The sequence below is a fragment of the Bacillus oleivorans genome (assembly GCF_900207585.1).
GTDB classification, from domain to species: domain Bacteria; phylum Bacillota; class Bacilli; order Bacillales; family JC228; genus Bacillus_BF; species Bacillus_BF oleivorans.
The window spans coordinates 49,942-74,251 of the sequence record NZ_OAOP01000003.1; the positions used below are offsets into that span (position 1 = coordinate 49,942).

The 24,310-nt window shown below is 38.6% G+C and carries 21 protein-coding genes and 1 pseudogene; 20 read left to right on the forward strand and 2 right to left on the reverse strand.

Translation table 11 applies throughout. The features are described 5' to 3' along the window. The first annotated feature begins 2 nt into the window (after positions 1–2). The 3 genes from CRO56_RS07515 to CRO56_RS07525 are packed head-to-tail and all read left to right on the forward strand — an operon-like array spanning position 3 to position 2,291. Complete coding sequence (locus CRO56_RS07515; protein ID WP_097158005.1) at positions 3–842, forward strand: PfkB family carbohydrate kinase; 840 nt, start codon at positions 3–5, stop codon at positions 840–842. A gap of 42 nt (positions 843–884) precedes the next feature. Then, positions 885–1,604: a GntR family transcriptional regulator gene (locus CRO56_RS07520; protein ID WP_097158006.1), complete on the forward strand. Its 720-nt coding sequence runs from the start codon at positions 885–887 to the stop codon at positions 1,602–1,604. Positions 1,605–1,628: 24 nt separating this feature from the next. Further along, on the forward strand, positions 1,629–2,291 hold the full coding sequence (locus CRO56_RS07525; protein WP_097158007.1) for an HAD family hydrolase: 663 nt from the start codon (positions 1,629–1,631) through the stop codon (positions 2,289–2,291). Positions 2,292–2,475: 184 nt separating this feature from the next. On the opposite strand, the gene CRO56_RS07530 is transcribed toward CRO56_RS07525, so the two are convergent. Then, a complete protein-coding gene (locus tag CRO56_RS07530; protein ID WP_097158008.1) occupies positions 2,476–3,702 on the reverse strand; it encodes an amidohydrolase family protein in 1,227 nt (408 codons plus the stop codon). A gap of 3 nt (positions 3,703–3,705) precedes the next feature. Then, positions 3,706–4,803: a hypothetical protein gene (locus CRO56_RS07535; protein WP_097158009.1), complete on the reverse strand. Its 1,098-nt coding sequence runs from the start codon at positions 4,801–4,803 to the stop codon at positions 3,706–3,708. Positions 4,804–5,712: 909 nt separating this feature from the next. Here CRO56_RS07535 and CRO56_RS07540 point away from each other — a divergent pair. The 17 genes and pseudogenes from CRO56_RS07540 (at position 5,713) to CRO56_RS07620 (ending at position 24,302) form a co-directional block, all read left to right on the forward strand. Continuing rightward, complete coding sequence (locus CRO56_RS07540; protein ID WP_097158010.1) at positions 5,713–6,381, forward strand: Type 1 glutamine amidotransferase-like domain-containing protein; 669 nt, start codon at positions 5,713–5,715, stop codon at positions 6,379–6,381. 931 nt (positions 6,382–7,312) lie between these two features. Beyond that, positions 7,313–7,725, forward strand: a pseudogene (locus CRO56_RS07545) (YciI family protein); the annotation flags it as partial. A gap of 9 nt (positions 7,726–7,734) precedes the next feature. Beyond that, complete coding sequence (locus CRO56_RS07550) at positions 7,735–8,982, forward strand: RNA polymerase sigma factor (RefSeq protein ID WP_097158387.1); 1,248 nt, start codon at positions 7,735–7,737, stop codon at positions 8,980–8,982. 512 nt (positions 8,983–9,494) lie between these two features. Then, positions 9,495–10,880, forward strand: a complete 1,386-nt coding sequence (locus CRO56_RS07555) for an NAD(P)/FAD-dependent oxidoreductase (protein ID WP_245855678.1) — start codon at positions 9,495–9,497, stop codon at positions 10,878–10,880. A gap of 3 nt (positions 10,881–10,883) precedes the next feature. Continuing rightward, the gene (locus CRO56_RS07560; RefSeq protein ID WP_097158013.1) at positions 10,884–11,723 is read left to right on the forward strand and encodes an NAD(P)/FAD-dependent oxidoreductase; all 840 of its coding nucleotides are present in this window, start codon (positions 10,884–10,886) and stop codon (positions 11,721–11,723) included. A gap of 10 nt (positions 11,724–11,733) precedes the next feature. After that, positions 11,734–12,177, forward strand: a complete 444-nt coding sequence (locus CRO56_RS07565; protein ID WP_097158014.1) for an SRPBCC family protein — start codon at positions 11,734–11,736, stop codon at positions 12,175–12,177. Positions 12,178–12,203: 26 nt separating this feature from the next. Continuing rightward, on the forward strand, positions 12,204–12,962 hold the full coding sequence (locus CRO56_RS07570; RefSeq protein ID WP_097158015.1) for a DeoR/GlpR family DNA-binding transcription regulator: 759 nt from the start codon (positions 12,204–12,206) through the stop codon (positions 12,960–12,962). Between the two features lie 22 nt (positions 12,963–12,984). After that, positions 12,985–14,424, forward strand: coding sequence for an APC family permease (locus CRO56_RS07575; protein WP_097158016.1), 1,440 nt, complete (start codon positions 12,985–12,987; stop codon positions 14,422–14,424). A 20-nt stretch (positions 14,425–14,444) separates the two neighbouring features. Beyond that, positions 14,445–15,962 carry an FGGY family carbohydrate kinase gene (locus CRO56_RS07580; RefSeq protein WP_097158017.1) on the forward strand — a complete coding sequence of 506 codons (1,518 nt, stop codon included), beginning with the start codon at positions 14,445–14,447 and terminating at the stop codon, positions 15,960–15,962. A gap of 490 nt (positions 15,963–16,452) precedes the next feature. Further along, positions 16,453–17,340, forward strand: a complete 888-nt coding sequence (locus CRO56_RS07585) for a MurR/RpiR family transcriptional regulator (RefSeq protein ID WP_097158018.1) — start codon at positions 16,453–16,455, stop codon at positions 17,338–17,340. 135 nt (positions 17,341–17,475) lie between these two features. Continuing rightward, complete coding sequence (locus CRO56_RS07590; RefSeq protein ID WP_097158019.1) at positions 17,476–19,524, forward strand: beta-N-acetylglucosaminidase domain-containing protein; 2,049 nt, start codon at positions 17,476–17,478, stop codon at positions 19,522–19,524. A 136-nt stretch (positions 19,525–19,660) separates the two neighbouring features. Next, on the forward strand, positions 19,661–20,086 hold the full coding sequence (locus CRO56_RS07595) for a PTS sugar transporter subunit IIA (RefSeq protein ID WP_097158020.1): 426 nt from the start codon (positions 19,661–19,663) through the stop codon (positions 20,084–20,086). Between the two features lie 14 nt (positions 20,087–20,100). Further along, positions 20,101–20,598, forward strand: coding sequence for a PTS sugar transporter subunit IIB (locus tag CRO56_RS07600; RefSeq protein ID WP_097158021.1), 498 nt, complete (start codon positions 20,101–20,103; stop codon positions 20,596–20,598). Further along, on the forward strand, positions 20,598–21,368 hold the full coding sequence (locus tag CRO56_RS07605; protein ID WP_097158022.1) for a PTS mannose/fructose/sorbose/N-acetylgalactosamine transporter subunit IIC: 771 nt from the start codon (positions 20,598–20,600) through the stop codon (positions 21,366–21,368). Before CRO56_RS07600 ends, CRO56_RS07605 begins: the two co-directional genes overlap by 1 nt. Next, the gene (locus CRO56_RS07610) at positions 21,368–22,222 is read left to right on the forward strand and encodes a PTS system mannose/fructose/sorbose family transporter subunit IID (protein ID WP_097158023.1); all 855 of its coding nucleotides are present in this window, start codon (positions 21,368–21,370) and stop codon (positions 22,220–22,222) included. The genes CRO56_RS07605 and CRO56_RS07610 overlap by 1 nt, the downstream gene beginning before the upstream one ends. Positions 22,223–22,285: 63 nt before the next feature. Then, positions 22,286–23,602 (forward strand): neutral/alkaline non-lysosomal ceramidase N-terminal domain-containing protein, encoded by a 1,317-nt coding sequence (locus CRO56_RS07615; protein ID WP_097158024.1) that lies wholly within the window; start codon positions 22,286–22,288, stop codon positions 23,600–23,602. Beyond that, positions 23,580–24,302 (forward strand): SIS domain-containing protein, encoded by a 723-nt coding sequence (locus CRO56_RS07620; RefSeq protein WP_097158025.1) that lies wholly within the window; start codon positions 23,580–23,582, stop codon positions 24,300–24,302. The genes CRO56_RS07615 and CRO56_RS07620 overlap by 23 nt, the downstream gene beginning before the upstream one ends. Positions 24,303–24,310 lie beyond the last annotated feature (8 nt).

Genomic DNA, 24,310 nt, shown 5'->3' on the forward strand with positions numbered 1-24,310 from the left:
AAATGAAACTAATAACAATTGGTGATAACGTAGTGGACTGCTACTTGGATCAACATAAATATTATCCTGGAGGCAATTGTGTCAATGTAGCAGTTCATGCCAAACGGAATGGGGCTAGTAAAGTTGCTTATATCGGGATATTTGGCAACGATGAGCCTGCTGGTCATATTAAGTATGCATTGAGTCAAGAAGGGATCGATTATCATTTTTCTCGTGAAGTTTTTGGTATTACCGGACAACCAAAAGTTACATTAACAGAAGAAAATGATCGTGTATTTGTAGGTGGCCCTAAAAATACAGTTCAGCATAAATTTAAAATTCAGCTCATTCAAGAAGAGTTGGACTATATTAAAACATTTGATTTATGCCATGTGAGCTGCTATTCCTCAATGGAAAGCGAACTTCCTAAATTGTCTCAAGTGTCAAAAATAGCTTTTGATTTCTCAAACAAGAAAGATTTATCTTATATTGAGTCTATAGCTCCGTATATATCTTATGCTTTTTTCTCGGCTGCGGAACTTTCAGATGAAGAACTTGAACGATTCATCCAATTTTTAACTTCTTTTCGCTTTGAAGTGATCGGATTGACTAGAGGTGGAAGGCCAGCGCTTTTTATCAAAAATGGAGTGGTGTATGAGCAGAAGTTGAGGGAGATTGATGTTATTGACACAATGGGTGCAGGTGATAGTTTAATAGCAGGATTTTTAACTTCTTATATGAATGGTGACGATATCGAAGTTGCTATCGAGAAAGGAACACAATCAGCTGAAAAGGCTTGTCAAACATATGGTGGATTCGGTTACCCCAAAGAAATGGAAATGATATCAAAACACCCTAGATAATGTATAATAAGGGTAAATGATAAGGTATAGGAGCGAATTCTTTTGAGTAACCGCGATCCCATTTATTTATATGAAGAAATTATGACAGGAATTAAACAATATATTGAAGCAAATCAATTGAATCCGGGAGATCGTATTCCGACAGAAGCTGAATTATGTGAAATATTCCAAGCAAGCCGAATATCCATTCGCCGAGCCATTAAGGAGTTGGTTGAAGAAGGAATCCTTGAAATTATACGAGGAAAAGGTACATTTGTTAATAAACCTCGTAAAGAAATTCATCTATTACATTTACAGGGATTCACAGAGGGTTTAACCACAGAGAGTGATATTATAACAAAAGATATTATTTCAATGGAGAAAATAAAGGGTACACCCCATATTAATAAAATCTTTAATAATCAATATGATGAGTACGTCGAATTAATCAGGAAAGTCTATCGTAATAACCAAATTTTAAGTTTGGATTATGCATACTTACCTACATCCCTATATCCCTCAATAGAAACCAAAATTAAACCAGATAGCTCTACTTTTAAGATTATTAATGACGAGTATCAAATGAAATTTAAAAAAGTTTGTAAGGAATTGGAATTTGTCCATCCAACAGAGGAGTTACAAAAACACTTAGAGGTTAGCAGACTGACACCTTTAATTTTAGTAGATAAAGTTATTTATGATGAATGTTCAAATCCTGTTCATTATTCCAATTATTATTTAATCGCAGATCTCGTAAAGCTGCGGTTGGAAACAGATTGCTAAAATGGTGTAATAAGGGGTGAATACATGTACAAAGCTGTTATTTTTGACTTTGATGGTTTGATTTTGGATACCGAATCAGTTCATACAGCCATATTTCAAGAAATGTTTCAATCCTATAATTTGGAATTTCCGTTTGAAGAATGGATACAAAATATTGGTACACAATCAGATGTTTCAATATATGATCTTTTGGAAAAGGAAATACAGCCAATTGATCGTGCAGAACTTAAAAGAATCAACGAAGAAAAGCTGCATACAAGGTTACACACATTAAAGGTGCGACCAGGTGTGGAACATTATCTTAAAGAAGCACAAGCCATGAATTTAAAAATTGGTCTGGCATCAAGCTCTGATTATAAATGGGTTTCGGGCCATTTAAGCAGGCTAGGTTTATTGGATTATTTCGAGTGTATAATGACTTCAGACGATGTGGTTGAAGTGAAACCAAACCCAGACCTTTACTTATTAGCTGCTAAAGAGCTAGAGGTTGAACCTAAATCATGCATTGCTTTCGAAGATTCAGCTAATGGTTCTCTTGCTGCAAAACGAGCAGGTTTAACTTGTGTTATTGTTCCGAATGAAACCACCCAACATTTAACATTTCCTGAAGTTGATTATCGACTATCCTCTATGACAGATTGTGCATTGTCTGACCTTCTTGAAAAATTAACAACCATAAAACAATAGGTGGCAGAGTATTTTTTAACCAGTACCACTGTCACTTGCTCTATGAAGCAATTACTAGTGGTACTCATTCTTTGTTGTGCGACCCTATTCCGGATTGTTACATTATCTCCCCCCCTTTGTGAAAATATCTAATAATCATTATAAAGCAGAGACAGCCCCCATAAAAATATCTCTGTTTTTAATGTTAGCTATTAGCACGCTCAATAACCTTTACCCCTTTATAATAAACGCACTTAATATCCTTCACATCTGTAATTTCTAATCCTGGGACACCATTGCTTACTATAAAACTAGCATCCGTTCCTGGTTGTAAGCGCCCATACTGCTGTTCTTTACCCATTAGTTCCGCTGGGTTTGCCGTAATTAAAGCTAAAATTTCATTTTCATCAAATCCGTTTTGTTTCATGAGCACCATACTAGGGGATGCGATTAGCATTAAAACGTCTGGTCCTCTTAGTGATTGGTCGGTAAAAGGGAGCCAACTGGTATCCATGTATGGAGGTAAATAGGCATCTGTTGCAATGGAAACGGGAATTCCCTTTTCTACTAAACGTAAAATTTCTTCTGGTGAATTTGGTGGAAGATGCGTACCTCCCATTGGAGTTGCTACAACTTTCACCCCTTGTTCTGCTGCGATATTCATGAGCTCCGCCGTAATTCCATGAGCATGATGCAACACATCAATCTGAGCCTCTAAAGCTAATTTGATCCCCTCTTCACCCGCCACATGAGCCCCAATCTGTTTTCCCATTGCATGATAAATTTCAGTGATTTGTTTTAACTCCTCAAGTGAGTATATGATTTCGCCTGCACGGGGAACTTCATCGATTGTAAAGTTAGCAGGCGTTGCATTGATAAAAATATTTTCGCCAGGGTAATCGCTTTCCATTGCAATGCTCCGTACGATCAAGGAGTCGACTAAATCTTCTTTTCTAACAGACTGAGACTTTGTGAAGGAAGTAAAATGAGCCAATTTCTCAAAACCTATCGAAATACTAGTAGTGGCAAAGCAGATATCCATCGGAAAATCAGCAGAAATTCTTCTGTAATCTTCTACAGAAAAATCACATAATGGATGCCCGCACACTTGTTCACCAAGAGCTGTGATTCCTGCAGATAAAGCCGTTAGTAAGATCGCTTTTCCAGCATGGAAGTGGGTTTCAGGAGTGACTGGGTACAACGAAGTCGGAGCAAATTCAAGCAAATGAGTGTGACAGTCTACTAAAGATGGCGTGATCACGTGGTTTGAATAATCAATGACCAAAAAATCATGATATTCGTGTTTAATAGTTTCCCAAGGACCAATGGCCGTGATTCTTCCATTTTCAATGGACATTGCACCGTCATGGATAGTTCCTGTCTTACTTACCGTTACAAGCCGTTTACTTTTAACTATATATTTTAAATCCATACGCTATCCCACCAAAAATGGAGTTAAGAAATAACCTAATATACATGCCGTGATCACCCGAAGCACCGTTCCAATGATCGCTGCCTCTAGGACTTCTCTTTCATTTAGCCCGGAGCTTTGGGCCCAGGTAACCGGAACCTGACCGAATATGACAGAAAGCGGGAGACCAGAGTTCGCTAATACAAAGGAACCTACAATTAAGCGTGGATCAAGATTAGAGGCAAGTTCAGCTAATTGAGCCACTGCTAGTGTTGGCGCTGCAAGAATCGATACAATTCCGGTACTTGGTTCAATACTTAAAAACGAAAGAGCCGAAGAAAGACTTGTTTCGATCGGACCCCATATTCCAATAAACTTAAACATTCCAATAAAGAAAAAAACGGCCGCAACTGCAGGTATGATGATTAAAAAAAGAAGTTCTGCCCCTTCTTTTGCCGATGAAAATATCGTATCGAGGAATCTAGTTTTGGGTGTGAAATGTGGCAGCGCTTCCAATTCAACCCTGCGTGTATCCCGATAAATCGTTTTTGAAAGAATAAACGGTACGACAATTAAGGGAGCAAAAATGGAAAGGATCACAAGCGGGAATGCATTGATTCCAAAGGCTGATAAGGCAATCAGTCCTAACACAAAGGTTGCAAAGGACTGAGGCGACTGAATCATCGTGGCGACTGCTATTTTTTGCTCAGCTTTGGTAGCATTGGCTTTTACAAGAATGGGTCCTGCAATTTTTCCAGCCGCATTGATATCGCCAAGAATATTGTAAACACTCGGAATAATAACAGACGGATTGATTTTGAACCATTTCATGATCGGCACAAAGATCCGAATCAAACCATCCGTGAATCCCAACCTTTCCAAGATCCTTCCGACAATGACACTCACGATAATCGCAATCCCCACTTCACTGGTCAAAAATATATCTACAACAACTGGTTTCACTTCTTTAATCATGGTATCGAACAATCGAGAAAGTGTATGAGGTGAGAATAATAAGAGTGCCAGAGAAGCGATTACAAGCAATAATCCAATCATCTCATAGAGATTCCATCTTTTACGGGAAGGGTTAGGCTGAGGAGCTGCCACTTTATGTTGTTCCATAGGTATACCCCCACGCTTTTTGGATAGTGTATGTACGGGCGAAGGATTGTGTGTTTGCCTATAAGATTTTCAGGAAAAATTATAGCTTGCCCCGGGTTTAATCATAACACCAATGGTAGAGGCTTCATTAAAACAAATTGAACCAGTAAAATGGGAAGAAGTCGGATATCTAGTAGCATTCTTAATTATCAGGTAAGTCTAGCTTTATCAATGCGACAGTAATCCTCTGCAAAAATAGCTAAGGGGAAGATACAAATAGAGGAAATTCGGGCCAAATTATGAAAAATAGAGGATTATATTATTAGTAGTAGAATTTATGAAATAAAAGTGGCCTTTTTGTATTTCGGATGTTAAGTTAATTCGTTTAATAATAAAAAGGGGGAAGGAAAAGAACAATAGGAATTTAATTTTAACACTTCCGTTATTTATAGAAAACCATGGGAATTGTAAAAGCTTACATGAGGAATTTTTAAGGGTTTGGGAAGAAGTACCTAATGTATTGTCTTAAATGAATTTTGAAACACCATTTGGGCAAGTTTCAATTAACAATCTATATGATACCATAACAAATTCAATTATTCTTTCGGATCTTTGACTGTTGTAAAAAGGCTATTGATTTTCTTAATATGAAAAGCCGGAAGAATAACGTAATAGTCCACTTTGCCTTATGAAAACTACAAATCTATTTAGATTTTTCTCTTGACCCTTGCTATACCCTGATGTAAACATTAAGATACAGCATTCAGCTACATACCCATAAAGATAACGGTTCTTAATAAGACCGAAAACAATATCGGGTCAGTTTGACTCTTGTACCAGCCTAAGCTGTCCCAATAGGCGTCCGCAACCATATTTGAAAAGTCTGAAGAATGAAACGTCAGACGCACACAAAGACGAGGAGTTGAGTTTATGAAATTTCTGCTTACATCTGCAGGCATCAATAACAAAAGCATACATGACGCGTTGGTTGACATGCTGGACAAACCGATTGCAGACTCCAACGCCCTGTGCATCCCCACCGCGATGTACGGACACCCCTGGGTCGGCCCCGGTGTCAAAGCCTGGCAGTTCATCAGCGGGAATTCCGATAATCCTATGGTCGACCTGGGTTGGAAGTCCGTCGGCGTGCTGGAGCTCACAGCGCTGCCAAGCATCGACGAAGACCGCTGGGTGCCGCTGGTCCGGGAGACGGACGTCCTGCTGGTATCGGGCGGCGACGCCCTCTACCTGTGCCACTGGATGCGGCAATCCGGGCTGGCAGACCTCTTGCCGTCGCTGCACGCAGTCTATGTGGGAATGAGTGCTGGGAGTATGGTGATGGCACCTAACATCGGGGAATTCTTCGTTGGCTGGACTCCACCCAACGGTGGTGATGAAACGCTGAGTCTGGTCGATTTTGCAATGTTCCCGCATCTGGATCACGAGATGCTGCCGTATAACACGATGGCTAATGCAGAGAGATGGGCCGCCGGGATGCAGGGGCCGGCGTATGCAATTGATGATCAAACCGCCATCAAAGTGATCGATGGAGCGGTCGAAGTTGTATCCGAAGGGCATTGGAAACTGTTTACGCCATGATCTTACTATGCTGCTAGCTTCTTGGTTGCAATCTCGAATGCACCGCGTACTTCAGATCAATGTTGAGGTATTCATCGGGATTCCGTTCAAGTACCAATGGCGGAGAATAGAAGACTTCGATTTTGTTGATGCTTGATCGACTTGTTCGGTGACAACCTAGCAGTGATGTACCGGAGGTCATTTCATAAAAATGCATCCCTTCATTGATGTAATGGAAGGTCATCGAGGTTGCTCCTCAATTTTGAATTGATGAAAAACGGTTACATCTCCATGATTATTAACAAAGAAAATTGAGTTAAAACGATGAGATATTGGATATGTCCATCCGCCAAGGCCTCAATGGCTTCTGACGACATCATGTTTGTCTATTCAAGGCATTGTGAAGCAGTTGTGAAGTTAGGAAGATTGCTGGATTAAATCGGAGAAAGCATTAGACCCTCTTCCAGGAAATAAGAGATAGAGCCGCACCTATTAAACAGAGGATTTGTTTGACTATCTTAAATATATGTCACTAGGAGCTCGATCTTAAAGGTCTGAGCTTTTTTTATTTTAATCGTTTTCAATAGAGAACCTTGATATCAATGGATATCATTTGGAGGATTATGAAAAAATTTGGAGAAGTGTATTCATAGGAAATAATTAAAGAGGAGAGTTAAAGTGTAACTATTAAGTTATACAAATTGAGAATTTTAGAAGACATATAAATACTGAAGTCTTATGTGAAGCAAATATCTGACTAGACCTCAGTTTACCATCTTAGTATCAATCATACTCTCATGCCCATATTTCAATATAGATAATTTGGAAAAGATTTTTTAAGATTTTTATTCATGGTGTCGATTTTGATTTTTATTGTTCGTTGTATTTATATAGGGATCGAGTAGAATGGTCCTCTAAAAAGAACTTGACTCAAAAATAAGGAGGAAGATGTATGCTATTTATGATGATTGTCAAAGCCTCAAAGAATTCGGAAGTCGGAAATCTCCCGAACCCAGAGCTTAGAGAAGCCATGGACAAGTACAATGAGGAATTAGTTAAGGCAGGCGTGCGAGTTATGGCTAAAGGACTTCATCCAAGTTCAAATGGGATTCGCCTTTCGTTTCCGGAACCAGGGGGAAAGCCGGTGGTTACGGATGGCCCATTTACGGAAACGAAAGAATTGATTGCCGGGTTCTTTCTGATTGATGTGAAGTCGAGGGAAGAAGCCATCGAGTGGGCCATGCGGGCACCGGACCCGATGGGACATGGAGAAGGTCAGATTGAATTGCGTCAAGTATATGAGTGACCAAGGATCCGGAAATGATGGCAAAAGAAGTTGAATTACGCGAGAAATTAGAGAAAAAGACAACCTTAGTGACAACCTATGGAACCCATCGTACCATAGAAGGAATCTGGACCGTCGAATCGGCCAGAATCATAGCCGGTGTTGCCCGAATTGTTCAAGATGTCGGTATTGCAGAGGATTTGGCGCAAGATGCGTTGGTCATTGCGCTTGAAAAATGGCCGGAGTCAGGCATACCGGAAAAACCGGGAGCCTGGCTCATGACTGTTGCCAAACGTCGGGCGATTGATCTTCTGCGCCGAAACAAATTACGTGATCAAAAATATGAGGAAATCGGCCGCAACATGGAATCCAACATGAAAACGGACGATGATTCAATGGACGAGGAGATCTATGACGATCTCCTGCGTCTCATCTTCACCACTTGTCATCCGGTGCTTTCCAGGGAAGCTCGAGTCGCTCTAACGCTTAAACTGTTATGCGGATTAAAGACAGATGAAATTGCGCAAGCTTTTCTTGTGTCGGAATCAACCATTGCACAACGAATCGTCAGAGCAAAGCGTACACTTTCTGTTTCAAAGGTACCTATTGAAATTCCCCGTGGACTTGAGCTTTCACGCCTGATGTCATCAGTTCTGGATGTGATCTATCTCCTATTTAATGAAGGATATGTTGCAACCGGCGGTGAGAACTGGATTCGTCCAACACTGTGCAATGAAGCAATTCGTCTTGGCCGGATTCTGGCAGAACTTCTCCCTGAGGAACCGGAAGTACATGGCCTGATTGCTCTCATGGAAATCCAGGCTTCACGTTTCAAAGCGCGCATTGGTCCATCGGGAGAGCCGATATTGCTTCTGGATCAGAATCGTGCGCTTTGGGATCATCTTTTGATTCACCGCGGCTTTTCGGCCCTTAAGCGGATTGAGCAAATCGGCGGTGCCTATGGTCCGTACTCACTGCAAGCATCTATAGCCGCTTGTCACGCCAAGGCACGAACTGCATCGGAAACGGATTGGCAAGAAATTTCCGCACTTTACGATGCCCTTGCCCAGGTGGCACCATCTCCCATCGTGGAATTGAACCGCGCTGTTGCTATTTCCATGGCTTATGGACCGACCGCTGGTCTAGAGATTGTGGACGCATTGGAAGACGAACCATCCTTGAAAAAGTATCACTTATTGCCAGCGGTTCGTGGCGACTTGCTTGCTAAGCTAGAGAGAAATGAGGAAGCATGCGCTGAGTTCAAGCGTGCAGCATCGCTTACACAGAATGAACAAGAGCGTGCCTTGCTTCTAAACCGGGCAAACGATTGCGTTTAAATCTAAACGTTTCTCCGCTGAAAGATTTCGGAGGAAAATCTAACATACATTTTTCGATTTACAAGTCGTGTCAATGATATAACCATACCAAGTTTTGATTTTACAAAAAAGACGCATCTGCCACCTTGCTTTAAAAATGAGAAAGATAGTTTTAAATGTGGTTTTTCAATTTGGAATGAAAATGATTTGATTGAGGTTCAGCAAAAGGGAAGAGGCTATCAGGAATTATTTATAAGTAGTAATCCGGCAGTTGTGGAATGAGATAAATTGGTAGGTATGAGTAAAATATATGTGGGTACTACTCTATCCATAATATAAGCCCTCATGGAGGAAATGAAACACGCTTTATCGTTTCATTCCCTCCATGAGGGCTTTTTCACCCACTAAAACTTGAATCAATCAATCTCAAAATACCCATTGACAAATTATCAGACAATTATTAGACTGAGTAAAAGGCAACATAAGTGCAACTAAATACAACAAATGCAAAGTGAAAGTGGAGGAAAATGCAAATGAATACAAGGGATGTCGTTGTTATTGGTGGTGGAGTTGTTGGAACCGCCATCTTAAAGGAACTAGCCATATATGATTTAAAATGCACTCTGCTTGAAAAACAACCAGACGTTTGTGAAGGAACTAGCAAAGCAAACAGTGGTATTATCCATACTGGCTTTGATGCAAAGCCGGGATCGATTGAGGCAGAGTGTTTAAGAATATCTCGAAATGAATGGCCGTCAGCCATTGAAAATTTGAAAATACCATTTATACCATGTGGTGCTACTATGGTTGCCACAAGTGAAGAAGAAGCAGATATTATCAAAAATAAGTACATACCAAATGCCGAAGCAAACGGAGTACAAGTGCAGTGGATCGAAAAAGAGGAAGTGCTAGAGGCCAACCCTGGATTAACTGAAAATGTACTTGGGGGGCTTTTAATTCCTGGGGAAGCTGTTGCTGATCCCTTTTGGGCTACAAGAGCCTTTGCTGAAATTAGCGTGTTAAATGGAGCAGAAGTGAAGCTAAATTCTGGTGTAATAGATATTCAGCCAACAAGTGATGACCTTTTTGAAATTACCACTGAAAGCGGAGAAAAGATTGTCACACGCTACATTGTCAATGCAGCAGGATTATGGTCTGATGAAATTGCCAAAATGGTTGGAGATACGAGCTTTGAAATCACACCGCGAAAAGGACAGTTTGTCTTAACGGAAGAGGAGGTGTCGATCTCTCAGATCATTCTTCCTGTACCAACAGCTAAGTCAAAAGGAACCTTGGTATCCCCTGTTGTATTTGGAGGATTCTTGTTAGGACCTACTGCTGAGGATCAAAAAGATAAGTGGGATAGATCAACAACAGAAGAGGGGATTCAATATGTTAAAGAGCAATGCGACAAGTTGGTTCCTGGTGTTTCCGCATATCCAAGTATTAGACAATTCTCGGGTGTAAGAGCAGTCTGCAGTGAAGGTGATTTTGTCATCCGACCTGCAACGACTAATAAACATTTAGTTCATGCAGCTGGAATCCGTTCAACTGGGCTATCTGCTTCACTAGGGATTGCCAAACTAATCATAAAGGAGTTAGAAAAGGTCGGGCTAGAATTTGTTGAGAAAGAAAATTATGAAACAGAATTACCAGAGTTATTTGGTGATGATGAAGAAAATGGGGAGATCATCTGTCTTTGTCGCTCCATCACAAAGAGAGAAATTGTTGATGCTCTAAAGAGACCCGTTCCTGCAAATACAATAGATGCCGTGAAAAGACGAACAGGTGCAATTTTAGGGGAATGTCAGGGTAATTGTTGTATTCCAAAGATTATCGATTTAATAAAGGAACATACCGATAACGTTAAAATAGAAAAGGGACTTCAAGGATCTTATTTAGGTAGTAGGGGGAAATAAACAATGAAGTACGAAATTGTAATCATTGGTGCAGGGATATCAGGAATAACAGCTGCTATAGAATTAGAAAAAAGAAAAATAAAAGATGTACTCATTATTGAACATCAGCCAAGTGTAGGTGGCTTTACCAAGCTTTTTCACAAGCATGCTGAGTTTAAAAAGGAAAAAGAAATCGTTGAGAAAGCAGAAACTTTATCTTATAAGATATTGCTGAAAACAACGGTTTTAGGGTTATATCCAGCGGCATCTGAGCCGGATTACCATCAGCTTTTTGTCCAAGGTCCAAAAACCTCAGACACTATTGAGGCAAAAAAAATCCTAATTGCTACTGGTTCACTTGAAAAACCAAGGGAAGGAAATGTAATTCCGGGTTCAAGACCTTCAGGTGTGATGACTCCATATATGGCGATGAATCTACTAGATAAAGGAATAAATTTAGGCGAACATGTTGTTGTATTTGGCGATGGTCGTATTGCAAAAAGTACAGCAGCCAAATTAAAACCTGGTAAAAATTGTACCGTATTTGACCACACCTATTCACTTGAAAGAATTCAAGGGGTTAGTCACATATCTAGCATTCAAGTGAAAAATAACGAAACAAATCGGGTGGAAAACGTAACATGTGACACTCTAATTTTTAGTAATGGACGAATTGCCAGTGGATTCTTTTTAAAAGGGTCAGAAATTGAGATGGTAGAGGATTACAAAATTGTTGTAGATGAAGAGGGTCGAACCCAGGTCCCGGGCGTATATGCTGTTGGAAGCTGTACGACACTTGGTGAAGATAATCATGAGAACTCAATTGAATTAGCAAAAAGGATTGTAAAAAATTTATGGGTATAGGTGATCAATTATGAAGTTGAATAGCTCTTTTGTGTTAGAAGCTCCAAGGGAAGACGTATGGGAAATTTTTATGGATGCAGAAAAGTTAGCAGGCTGTCTCCCAGGGTGTGAAAATATAAATGCTTTAAGTGAGACAGAATATGAAGCGGATATGGTTGTGAAGGTTCAGTTTATGACCATCAAGTTTAAAGCCAACGGAAGCATAAAAAATCCAAAGCCTTACGAACAATTTGATGTTGAGATGACAGGAAAGCCAATCGCATTAGCCGGTCAATTTCGCAATCAAATGGTCGTTGAATTAGTAAGCCTCTCAGAAACTAGTACAGAGGTTAAATATCAGATGGACATGCAAATGTCTGGACGATTAGCATCACTTGGTGAAATTATCATGAAAAGTACAGTCACTAAAAATGCGAATGAATTTGCGAAAAATGCACAACTTTTATTCGTTTAATATCTCAAGCTGTGGAGTTGAAAGATATGTTTCAAGACGAACGACATGAACAAATCATGAAAGAACTTACTCATAATCAATCAGTTAAAATAATTGATTTATGTAAAAAGTTTGACGTAACGAGAGAAACCATCCGTAGAGATTTGCAAGAGATGGAAAATAGGGGGTTGTTAAAAAGAGTTCATGGTGGTGCCATTTTATCACGAACAAATGTGGAACCAACCTACTCGAAGCGAAGTCAAATCAATCTTAAGGAAAAGGAGGTGATAGCCCAGAGAGCGGCCGAACATGTTGAAGATGGTGATTCTTTATATCTTGATATCGGTACAACTACACAGCTTATGCCCAAGTATTTGCAGGGGAAGAAAAATCTCACAGTTATTACAAATGGACTTTTGACAGCTTTTGAGTTGTCTAAGTTACCAAATATTAAAGTGATTTTAAGTGGTGGCGAGCTGCGCAGCGGGGAACTATCGTTATCAGGGCCTATTTCAATCAATAGCTTGGAAGCGCTTTATATTGATAAAGCTTTTATTGGAATAGGGGGAATTACGGCTCAATCAGGTATTACAGATTTTCACATCGATGAATCACAAATTAGAAAAACAATGATCGAAAATGCATCTGAAGTATTTGCATTAGGGGATTTTTCAAAATTTGGAGTTCGAGCTTTTACGAAGGTATGTGACTTTAAAGACATTACCGTACTTATTACAGATAATAAAGCACCCAGAGATATTCTTTCTGAATTGGAAAAATTTAAGTTACAAATAGAAGTTTTGTAATAGACAAAGGGGAGAAAAAAGGGTGGATAATAATCAAGGTTTTGAATATAGTTACAAGCAAGAATTAAAGAGAACATTGAAATTATTTAGTTCTTTTGCAGTAGCATTTTCATTTATTTCGATTACAACAGGGATTTTCACGAACTATGGATTCGTACTTGATACAGCAGGACCTGCAGGTATTTGGGCATGGCCGATTGTTGTGGTTGGTCACTTTATAGTTGCTGTTATATTCGCTGAACTTGCGGGCAGAATTCCACTAAGTGGATATTCCTATCAGTGGATTTCTAGAATAGCCAATCCAGGAGTTGGGTGGATATCTGGCTGGATAGCTATCTGTTTTCTTATTATCGTTGTTCCAACGGTTGACTATGGTTTAGCACCGATTTTTGCCGAAATGATAGGATTAGAACCAACGAAAACCGTATTACTATTTATCGTTATTGGAACACTTGTTATTCAAGCTATTATTAATATTTTTGGTGTGAAACTTGCGACTCGAATCAATGATACTGCCGTATATACAGAAGTAATCGGAATGGTTGGTATCATCGTTGTATTAGGAATTGTCGTAGGTATCTTTGGTAATGCTGACTGGAGCCTTGTATTTAGTGCTGGGGAAGCAACAAGTGGTGGTGGATCATATCTAGGTGCATTCTTGATGGCAGCACTAATGGGATCCTATACACTTGTAGGCTTTGAAGCAGCTGCTAATCTATCAGAAGAAACACTTGATGCAAGTAAAAATGTACCGAAAGCAATCATGCTATCAGTAGCGTTAAGCGGAATAATTGGAACTATCTTCTTAGTAGTCGTTACTGCATCCATACCAGAATTAGGCGCTGTAATGGACTCCGCAAATCCAATACCATACATTCTACAAAGCACCTTAGGCCCAGTCTTCTCAGGAATATTCCTTGTTCTAGTTATTATTTCAATCTTTGCGTGTGGTCTAATCATTATGGCTTCCGCATCTCGAATGATTTTTGCAATGGCACGTGATGACGTTTTCTTTGGAGCAAAAGCTTTCAAGAAGGTTAATCCAAAAACAAGCGTTCCTGTCAATGCGGTTATTTTCGTTTTAATTTTCGGAATTATCGCAGTACTCTTCCTTGACTCACTTACTTTGCTAGTTGGGGCGACTGCTGTACTTCCTGCTTTACTTTATTTATTAACCGTCGTATCCTATACCTTCAAAAAGAAGGACTTACCAGATACAGGATCCTTTGACTTAGGAAAATGGAGAAAACCGCTGCAAATTTTCGCAATACTCTGGTTAATCTTTGAGATCGGTATTTTGACCGTCCCATCCGAATTTCATAGTGTTGCGATCGTGGCATCCATTTTATTAGCAGTGGGAATCATCATTTACTTCACTGTCTTTAAGAAGAGAATTGACTCAGGAGAAATCGGAATTAACAAATACACTACTAGCTTAGAGGATTTAGAAAAAGCAGAGTAAACTTCTAGGGGGTCATTCTTGTGGTAAAGGAATTTGTGTTAGCAATTGATCAAGGAACAACTGGTACAAAAGCACTTTTAGTAGATGAGAATACCAATATTGAATCAATTGCTTATGAAAAGCATACACAATATTATCCTAAATCAGGTTGGGTCGAGCATGACCCAGCCGAAATTTGGGAGAAGGTCAAGGCATGTGTTCAAGCTGTATTAAAAGAGGCAAATATTTCACCTAGACAAATCAAATCGATTGGGATTGCGAATCAAGGAGAAACAGTTATGGCCTGGGATAAGCAAACAGGTATGCCTATTGGTAAAGCGATCGTTTGGTCTTGTAACCGTTCATCAGCTATTGCAGAGGATTGGAGTAATGATGGAAATTGGAATCAGAAAGTCAAACAAAAAACTGGATTAATGATAGATTCCTATTTTTCAGCTACGAAAATTAAATGGTTAATGGAAAATTCTCAGTCTACGAAAGAGGCTATTAGTCAAGAACGTATTTTATTTGGTACCATGGATAGCTGGCTCATTTGGAAAATAACATCAGGTGCTTCTCACAAAACAGATCCTTCCACAGCATCTAGAACATTAATGTACAACATCGAAACGAATCATTGGGATGATGAAATTTTAGCCTATCTTGACATAAAAGAAGAGTGGTTGCCCGAAGTTACAGCTACTGTTAGCGATTTTGGCATGAGCAATCCAGCATCCTTTATAGGGATAGAAGCTCCTATCAAAGTTAGTCTTGTCGATCAGCCAGCATCATTATTTGGACATCTTTGTGTGAATAAAGGTGAATCAAAATGTACGTATGGCACAGGTTGTTTTACCTATATTAATGTTGGTAACGAGAGACCGAAAACAAATGATGGAAATACCCTAACTTCAATTGTATGGGAAAAAGATGGCCAAAAAACATTTGCTCTTGATGGGGCGGTCTATTCGGCTGGCTCATCAATCAACTGGTCTATTGATTCCGTCAAGCTAAGCGAAAACTTAGATGAATTAAAAGGTTGGTCAGCAGAGTGGTTAGAACATATTACTGAACTTGATCATGATCTATTATTTGTTCCATCCTTAGGAGGATTAGCTTCACCCTATTGGAATTCAGAAGCCAAGGGTATTTGGTTAGGTTTTTCTTATAGTACGACAAATAAAGAGCTAACCCGTGCGGTCCTGGAAGGTATAGCCCACCGAGTTGCTGATACAATCGAAATGTTATCTTCAGAATCCAATACGGATATTACATCCCTAAGAGTTGACGGTGGTTTAACAAGCAATGACTACCTCATGCAATTTCAAGCCAACATTTTAGGGATACCAGTAGAAGTGACAAAAGTAAAAGATACTACCGCAATGGGAGTAGCCTATTTATTAGGAGAAGATCTCAAATGGTGGGATACAGAAGAATTATCAAAGTCATTGACCGTATATAAAGTCTTCCAACCCAACATCGACAAAAAAACCCAACAACAACTACGAAAAAACTGGACAAAAGCTATTAAATTACTCAATGAATATTATGTAAGCTAGGGATGACTATCAATCTCGATAATGAAATATGAAGATTTGCCAGCATTGTTACATATTGCGCGACTCATGTATGATGTTTATCGAGCTTAGAAAAGCTTAATCGAGCTGCAAAAAGGAAGCTTTAAGATTGAGATTGATGGGGATTTTTTTAAGGCGATTATTAAGTTGCCTAAATCGTAAACGTGGGGACGGTTCTCCTGTTTCATTCGAAACCCGAATGAAACAGGAGAACCGTCCCTTTGTTTCCTGTTTGGAAAAATACTTCTCCTTTTTTTACAGGAAAGGTGGAATATTCCATAATTCAGAGAATACTAAATATTATTAAAACTATCTGTTAGATGGAGTGTAGGGACTATGGTATGAATGTTCTCTTGTCCCTTCGAAATGGAGGATAGTGTGATTAACGAACAATTGGAAGGTTAAGGGGCATCTGTAAAAAGATAATCTTATAACGAAAAGTTCGAAAATGAAATAGAGAGAGGTTTATAAAATGGGTCACACTTATGAAAGTACACAAAAAGATAACTCACAGAGCGGAAATATTCTTGTTCGTTTGCAGAATTATATGAAGGCGTTTACAAAGTCCGAGATAAAAGTGGCGGAAACCGTAATGACTGAAACTGCAGATGTTATTTATTATTCAATAACTGATTTGGCTGAAAAATCTAATGTTGGTGAAACAACTGTTTTACGCTTTTGTAGAAAAATTGGATTCAAAGGATATCAGGAATTTAAGCTAGCTCTAGCAAAAGATCTTGTAAAACCGGGAGGAGATCATTCCTCACCAGAAATTTCTGAAGAAGACAACTTAATTGAAGTTGCACAAAAAATAACAGCCTCTAATGCCAAGGCCATTAATGACACCCTACTACTCATTGATCCAAAAGAGTTGGAGAAGGTTGTTTCAATGGTATGTTCTGCAAATCAGATCCATTTTTATGGTGTAGGAACTTCTGGATATACCGCATTAGACGCAAAGTATAAATTTCTACGAGTTGGATTTAAGGTTGATACCTTTATTGACCCTCATATGCAATCTGTAGCAGCTTCTACTCTAACTAATGGTGACCTAGCGATTGGATTTTCAGTTTCTGGAAGTACAAAAGATACGATAGATAGTTTGAAAGTTGCCAAAAACGCAGGGGCATCAATTGTTTGTATTACAAATTTTGCAAAGTCTCCAATTACTCGAATAGCGGACGGAGTTTTACTTACGGCTGCTAAAGAGTTACCTCTTGAAAGAGGAGCAATGTCCTCTATTATTTCACAATTACATATTATTGATATTTTATGGACTGCTGCAACATTGAGGTTTAAAGATAGGTCTGAAATTTACAAAGAAAAAACGGCAAAGTCGGTAATAGACAAACACTATTAAAATTTCGTTCACTATCTAGTTTTTGAATAGTTTGGTTGTAAACAGAAAGAAAGATTTATTTCAGTTTTATAAGGGGGGGAGTTGATAAAAAAACATGATGGATTAACCAAATAATTTTGAAAGGAGCCTAACGAAATGTTTAATCATTCAAAATTCACAAGACTATTTATTTGTGTAATGCTACTTATTCCTTTGGCCATTTCCAGTACAACGTTTAATCAAGGTAGTGTTCATGCCAAATCGGAACAAAATAGCCTTGAAACTAGCGTTATAAGTGAGGTCGAAAAAATTATCCCAACCCCGCAGGAGGTTCAATATTCTGAGAGTTTCCTTGAGATTTATACGAGCAATCAATTTACTGCCGCTATAATGCTTGGAGAAGATTCCCCACCAGAAGACTTAGCGGGGGCTGAGTTCCTTCAGAATGGTATTGAAAGATTAGTAGGTCATAAAATTCCTATTTTAACGGTTGGGGATGATATTTCTAGCTATACCACAATCATCTCAATCGGATCTGTTGAATCGAATAGTTTTAATAAAGAAATGGTCTCCTCACACAATCTATCGATTCCAGAAAATAGGGAAGGATATATCATTCATAATGTGAAGGAAAATATAAAAGGAAAAACAGAAAACCTAAATAGTAAGGAAGATTTAGGGGCACAAGGAAAGGCATTCAAAAATATAGTGATTGTTGCTGGTAATCAAAATATTGGAAGTTATTATGGATCCACTAGTTTAGCACAAATGTTAAAGAAAAGTGGAGAAAAGGTTTTATTAAGAGGTGTTACTGTAAGAGACTGGCCTGATATGGAAATGAGAGCCATAAAAGATATTAACAACATTGAAGGCTTCTTTTCTTTCGATGATGGAATGGATTGGATGAAATTCTTACCTAGCACGAAAATGAACATGTTTAGCTTGTGTTATACACACTTAACTGAAAGTGGATGGAGGAATCCATCTGCTGATTACCTTAATGCAGTAAATGAAATGGCTAATTATTCACGTGATACCGGGTTAATTCAATTCCAACATGAATTAAATCCCGGTTATACCGGTGGGCTTCCAGAAAATGATGAAGAGGTTACCCAGTTGATAAACTTATTTAAAGTTTCCTTAGATGCTGGAGGGGAAAGTATCATGTTAGCCTTTGATGACCAAGGGAGTACGGACCCATCTTCACACAGTGAACTAGCCAATACTATATATAACACGCTCCAAGAGGATTACGATTTTACCATGGTTACCGTTCCTGAACCATATCATTTTGGCTATGGAAATATTATTTCCTACCTTAAAGAATACACTGAAAATTTAAATCCAAATATTGATGTTGTATGGACAGGAAACGAATTATGGTCACATTTCACGACTCCGGAACATGTAGAAACATGGATGAGTTATACAGATCCGTCGTATACAAAGCCACCTTTTTATTGGCATAACGATCCAGTTTTAGATTTAACAAGATCATTTACTGGATGGCAACAAGATTTATATTACTTTGAAGATCATCGAGTTCCATTTCATGGGGTCGATTTAACGAGTGGTCAGTATATTTGGGAAGAGATGCAAGAGTATACATCTAGTGGAGTTATCGAAAATATTTTTAGAAGTACTACTGCTCACCAAATCTACGCAATTGAATTAGCCGATTGGATGTGGAATCCAGATGCATATGAAAACAATGAAAATACATTCTTAAGAGCAAAGAGATATTATGACACATTAATTGCGAATCCTGCCCATTTGAAAAAAGCAACTGCATCTTCAGAATTCAGGTATCCATACGGACCAGAACGAGCTGTTGATGGAATTACAAGCCGAGATAATGTTGAAAATGCTTGGGCCACAGCATCTGGTGTTTCTACAATTGATTCCTGGTGGAAAGTAGACTTAGGATTGGTACGGGAAATGAAGGGAGTACGAGTAAAATATAGAGAGTTTGAAGGGAAGGCATACATGGTTCCTAAAAGTGTGACTGTTCAAGTAAGTGATGATAATCAGAACTGGAGAACAGTTATCGAAAAATCAGATCATGTCCCGAATGAAGGAGATATATACAAATCGAACCCATACTCCTATGAATTCCAAACAAATGCACGGTATATTAGGCTTTTATTTGAAGATGGAGGGTTCAACAGTTTGATAGAGTTATCAGAATTTGAAGTTATCGAGTAAAGGCTGCTTACTTTAAGAAAGGTAGAGGCATTGCGAATAAATGCCTCTACTAAGCTACTAGTTTACTTCTATTCGTTTTATTTTAAAATAAACATTGGTGTAAAAATAGGCCATTAATTTTTTGGAGGTGAAAGTAATGAGTACAATTGGTTTGATCATTGCAACGCATGGGGGATTAGCAGAGGGACTAAAATCTGCGATTCAGTTAATAATGGGTCCTCAAGATAATTTACGTACGATTGGTCTGCAACCTGGAAAAGATATACAGGATATGAAGCATGCTATTAAAGAAAAAATAATCGAACTAAACCAATATAATCATGTATTCATCATGAGTGATTTATTTGGTGGGACCCCCAGTAACTCAACAACCCTAGTACAAAAAGAATTCCAACATAAAGTTCGACATCTCACCGGAGTCAATCTCCCCATGTTAATTCAATTTTATACCTCTACTACCGATGATCCAGATCAATTAGCTGAAGAAATCATTCATGTAAGTAAAGACAGTGTTCAAGTTGTAACAGGTAAAGTTCAAAACGAAGAGTTTCAATTGGAGTAGGGGGAAGCCTAAGAATGGGAATTTCATTTGTAAGAATCGATGATCGGCTAATCCATGGGCAAGTAGCTACCACATGGGTACGGAACTATAACATTGAACAAGTTGCAGTGATTAATGATCAATTAAGTAAGGATCCCTTACAGGAGTCAGTTATAAAAATGGCTGCCCCTACTGGTGTATATGCAGTCTTAATCGATATAAATTCTTTTATTGCTGTAGCCAAAAAAGGGTTTAAAAAGAAAACCATGCTGATTTTTACAAACCCAACCGATGTTTTAAAAGTTGTAGAAAATGGTGTTGAACTTCCATTTATAAATGTTGGAGGGATGAAGTATAGAGAAGGAAGAGCTAAATTAACTGAAGCGGTTTCCGTAACAGAGGAGGATATGGAAGCCTTTAAAAAACTAGTTGAACATGGATTAGATATAGAAATTCAAATGGTTCCTAGTTCTGAAAAACAAAAAATTACTAAATTCTTAGGATTGAATAAATCAGAGGGGAGAAATGTCTAATGATACTTGAAGCTACACTAATTGCTGTGTGGGCAGGGATATGTACGTTTGATTTATTTGGACCCCAAACATCGTTTTGGAGACCGCTAATATCTGGAACAGGAGTAGGTATTATACTTGGTGATCCAGTCCAAGGTTTAATCATTGCGGGTACATTAGAGTTAATTTGGCTAGGAGTTGTTGGGGTAGGGGCTTATGTTCCTCCTGATGTAGTAGCAGGTTCTATCATTGGAACAGCAGTTGGTATCCTTTCAGGTGAAGGTGCTGTTGCGGGTATAGCCATTGCTGTACCAGTTGCAGTAGCGAGTCAGCAATTAGATATTTTATGGAGAACAGGGACGATCACACTTGTTCATAAAGCTGATAAGGCTGCAAAGGAAGGGGATCTTAGGAAAATAGAACGACTGCATTTGTGGGGGATTCCAACACTCATATTAACCAGAGCCATACCTGTCTTTTTGGCGGTATTTTTAGGGGCGAAATACGTTGAAACACTATTTTCATATGTTCCTCAAGTCATCATGGATGGTCTAACGGTTGCTGGAGGAGTATTACCAGCCTTAGGTTTTGCTATGTTATTGTCACTCATGCTAGGAAAAGGAATGTGGGTCTTCTTAATAGCAGGTTTCGTTTTAGCTGCGTATCTAAAAATTCCAACCATTGGAATTGCTCTTGTAGGTATTGTAGTTGCAGTGCTTTATGACCGATTTACCAGGCATTCGGGTCCTAGTAATCTAGAACCATCTAATCCAGGAGGAGGTCTTGAATAATGTCTGAACAACCTAAGCAATTAAATGATTTAGATCTTTCTGATACCACTGAGCCGAATCCAGAAAAAAGTATTACCTCAAAAGATTTAAAAAGTATGTTTTGGAGACTTCAACTATTTCAAGTTTCCTGGAATTATGAAAGGATGCAATCATTAGCTTATGCCTATACGATGAAACCCGTTTTAGAAAAGCTCTACAAAACAAAAGAAGAAAGATCGGAAGCTTTGAATCGTCACCTTGAGTTTTTTAACACCCATCCAACAATGGCTGCTCCTATCTTAGGTATAAACACCGCATTAGAAGAGCAAAACGGAAATGAATCGGGTCAAGGGGTTTCTGGTATAAAAACAGGTTTAATGGGACCTTTAGCCGGAATTGGTGACAGTATTATTTGGCTGACTTGGATGCCAATCGTAATGAGTATTGGTGCTGCTTTTGCTATGGACGGTAACATATTGGGTCCAATTTTAGCATTGATATTGTTTAATTTAGTTAATATACCATTGAAATGGTACGGATTAAAACTTGGATATAACAAAGGTACGAATTTCTTACAAGAAGCTGGTAGTACAGGAATCGTTCAACGTTATACAACAATGGCTACGATACTTGGAATTATTGTTATAGGTGGTTTGATTCCACAGATGGTTACTTTGACAACACCATTTGTGCTTACTGTGGGAGATACGGAAGTTAAATTCCAAGAGATTTTTGATGGAATTTTACCAAACTTACTTCCGCTTATGGTTACCCTGTCTAGCTTTTTCCTTATTAAAAAAGGTAAAAATCCAGTAGTGATACTACTTGGCACTATTGTGGTATGTATTTTAGGCAAATGGATTGGTATATTTTAAGATTTATTTGATAGGGTATGAGTTTATCATACCCTCCTATTTATCTAATATGGGGGTGTAGTTTTGACGCTACTATGTGGTGCTGCGAAAGCAATGATCAATCCTCCTGAGGGTACACTACTAGCAGGCTATTTGGCGAAACGACCTGCTGAAGGTGTCCATGATCCTCTTTTTGCCAAAGTCTTAGCATTGAAAATTCAAAATAAAACCTTGCTAATGATTAGCTTAGACCTAGTTAGTGTGGATTCTAGATATGTTTCAGAGTTAAGAAATGAAATTCATGATACTTTCCAGATACCCATTGAAAGTATCATGGTCCATTCAACTCATACCCACTCTGGTCCAGGTGGAATGACAGACGAAAATTCAATCGTATACAAGGCCTTTTCAGGTATTTGGCCACCGTATGTAGAATCTATAGTAAAGGATCACTATGAAAAAATAAAAAATGCCGTTCATGAAGCATTATCTTCGCTAACGCCTTGTACGGTCAGATACGGAAAAGGGAAGGCATTAGGAATTGCAGCCAATCGGATATCAATCGACAGACACTTCGAACCTGATTTAAATGTTATTATTTTTGAAAGAATAACAGGGAAACAAATAATCGTATACCACTTTGCTTGCCATCCTACAATCATGCATGCAGATAATTTACTCGTTAGTGCTGATTTTCCAGGGGCTGCGAATAAATATTTAGAACAAAATGAGGAAGTCGAAATGTCTTTGTTTTTAAACGGACCATCAGGGGATGTTAGTACTCGATTCACTCGAAAAGACTCAAGTTTTGATGAGGTAGAAAGAATGGGACGTAAGCTTTCTGAGTGTGTTTTATCAACGATAAAGGCTTCTACTAAATTATCAGTCAATCACTTAGATTCTAATATAGTTCCGATAACCCTAGGCCCTCGTAGGTTTGAAACAGAAGATCAATTAAGGGGTTCTTTATTAAAGGTACAAGAAGAATACAAACATGGTAAGGAAAAAGGTTTAACAGCATCAGAACTAAGGAGAATAGAATCTAAAATAGAAGGCTTAACGGCTTCCATAAATTTAGTTAATAAGCTGCAAAATGTAGCTCAAATAAAATCTGAGATACAAATAGTTTCCATTGGAGATATGTATTTGGCCACCGTTCCGGGAGAAATGTTTTATGAAACGGGTTGGGAAATTACTAATGAGTTTGATGAAGTCTGTGAAGTCTTACTTCTAGGAAATACAAACGACTATATAGGTTATATCGTTCCTGAAAAATTTTATGAGGACAATAGCTATGAATCTTCTATGACACTATTAGAAAAGGGATCTACAGAATATATTGCTTCCCAGATTATCAAAAATGTAGGAGGAATGAAACATGTCAGCAATCAACGATTATAAAGAGTATGTAAAAAACAAATTAGAATCCGTGTTTAATGAGCAAACGGATAATATTTTGAAAGGAGCTGACTTAATAAAAGAGTCGGTCAAAAAAGGTGGAAGGCTTTATGTGTTTGGTACAGGGCATTCCCATCTTGTTGCAGAGGAAATTTATAACCGCGCAGGTGGTTTAGCATTAGTGACAGCTATTTTAGAGCCAAGTTTAATGTTGCACGAACAACCGAATAAAAGTACGTATGTAGAAAGATTAAACGGGTATGCAGAAGTTCTATTAAAAATGAATAATCTCTCAGAAAAGGATACTTTAATGGTTATTTCAAACTCAGGCCGTAATGCAGTACCTGTAGAAATGGCAATTAAAGCAAAGGAAATGGGTGTTTCAGTTATTGCATTGACTAGCTTAAAGCATTCTACCGCAGTTGAATCCCGTCATGAGAGTGGTAAGCGATTATTTGAAGTTGCCGAAGTGGTGATTGATAACGGTGCAGATTATGGCGATGCAACGTTCAACATTGAAGGATTACATACGCCAACGGGATCGATTTCCAGTATAACCGGTACAGCAATAGCTCAAACACTTATTGTCGCTACGCTAGAGAAGTTGGTTAAGGATGGAATTCAGCCACCAGTATTTAAGAGTAGTAATGCGGATGGTGCAGACCAATATAATGATGAGATCTTTGCAAAATACGTAAAGTAAAACACTTT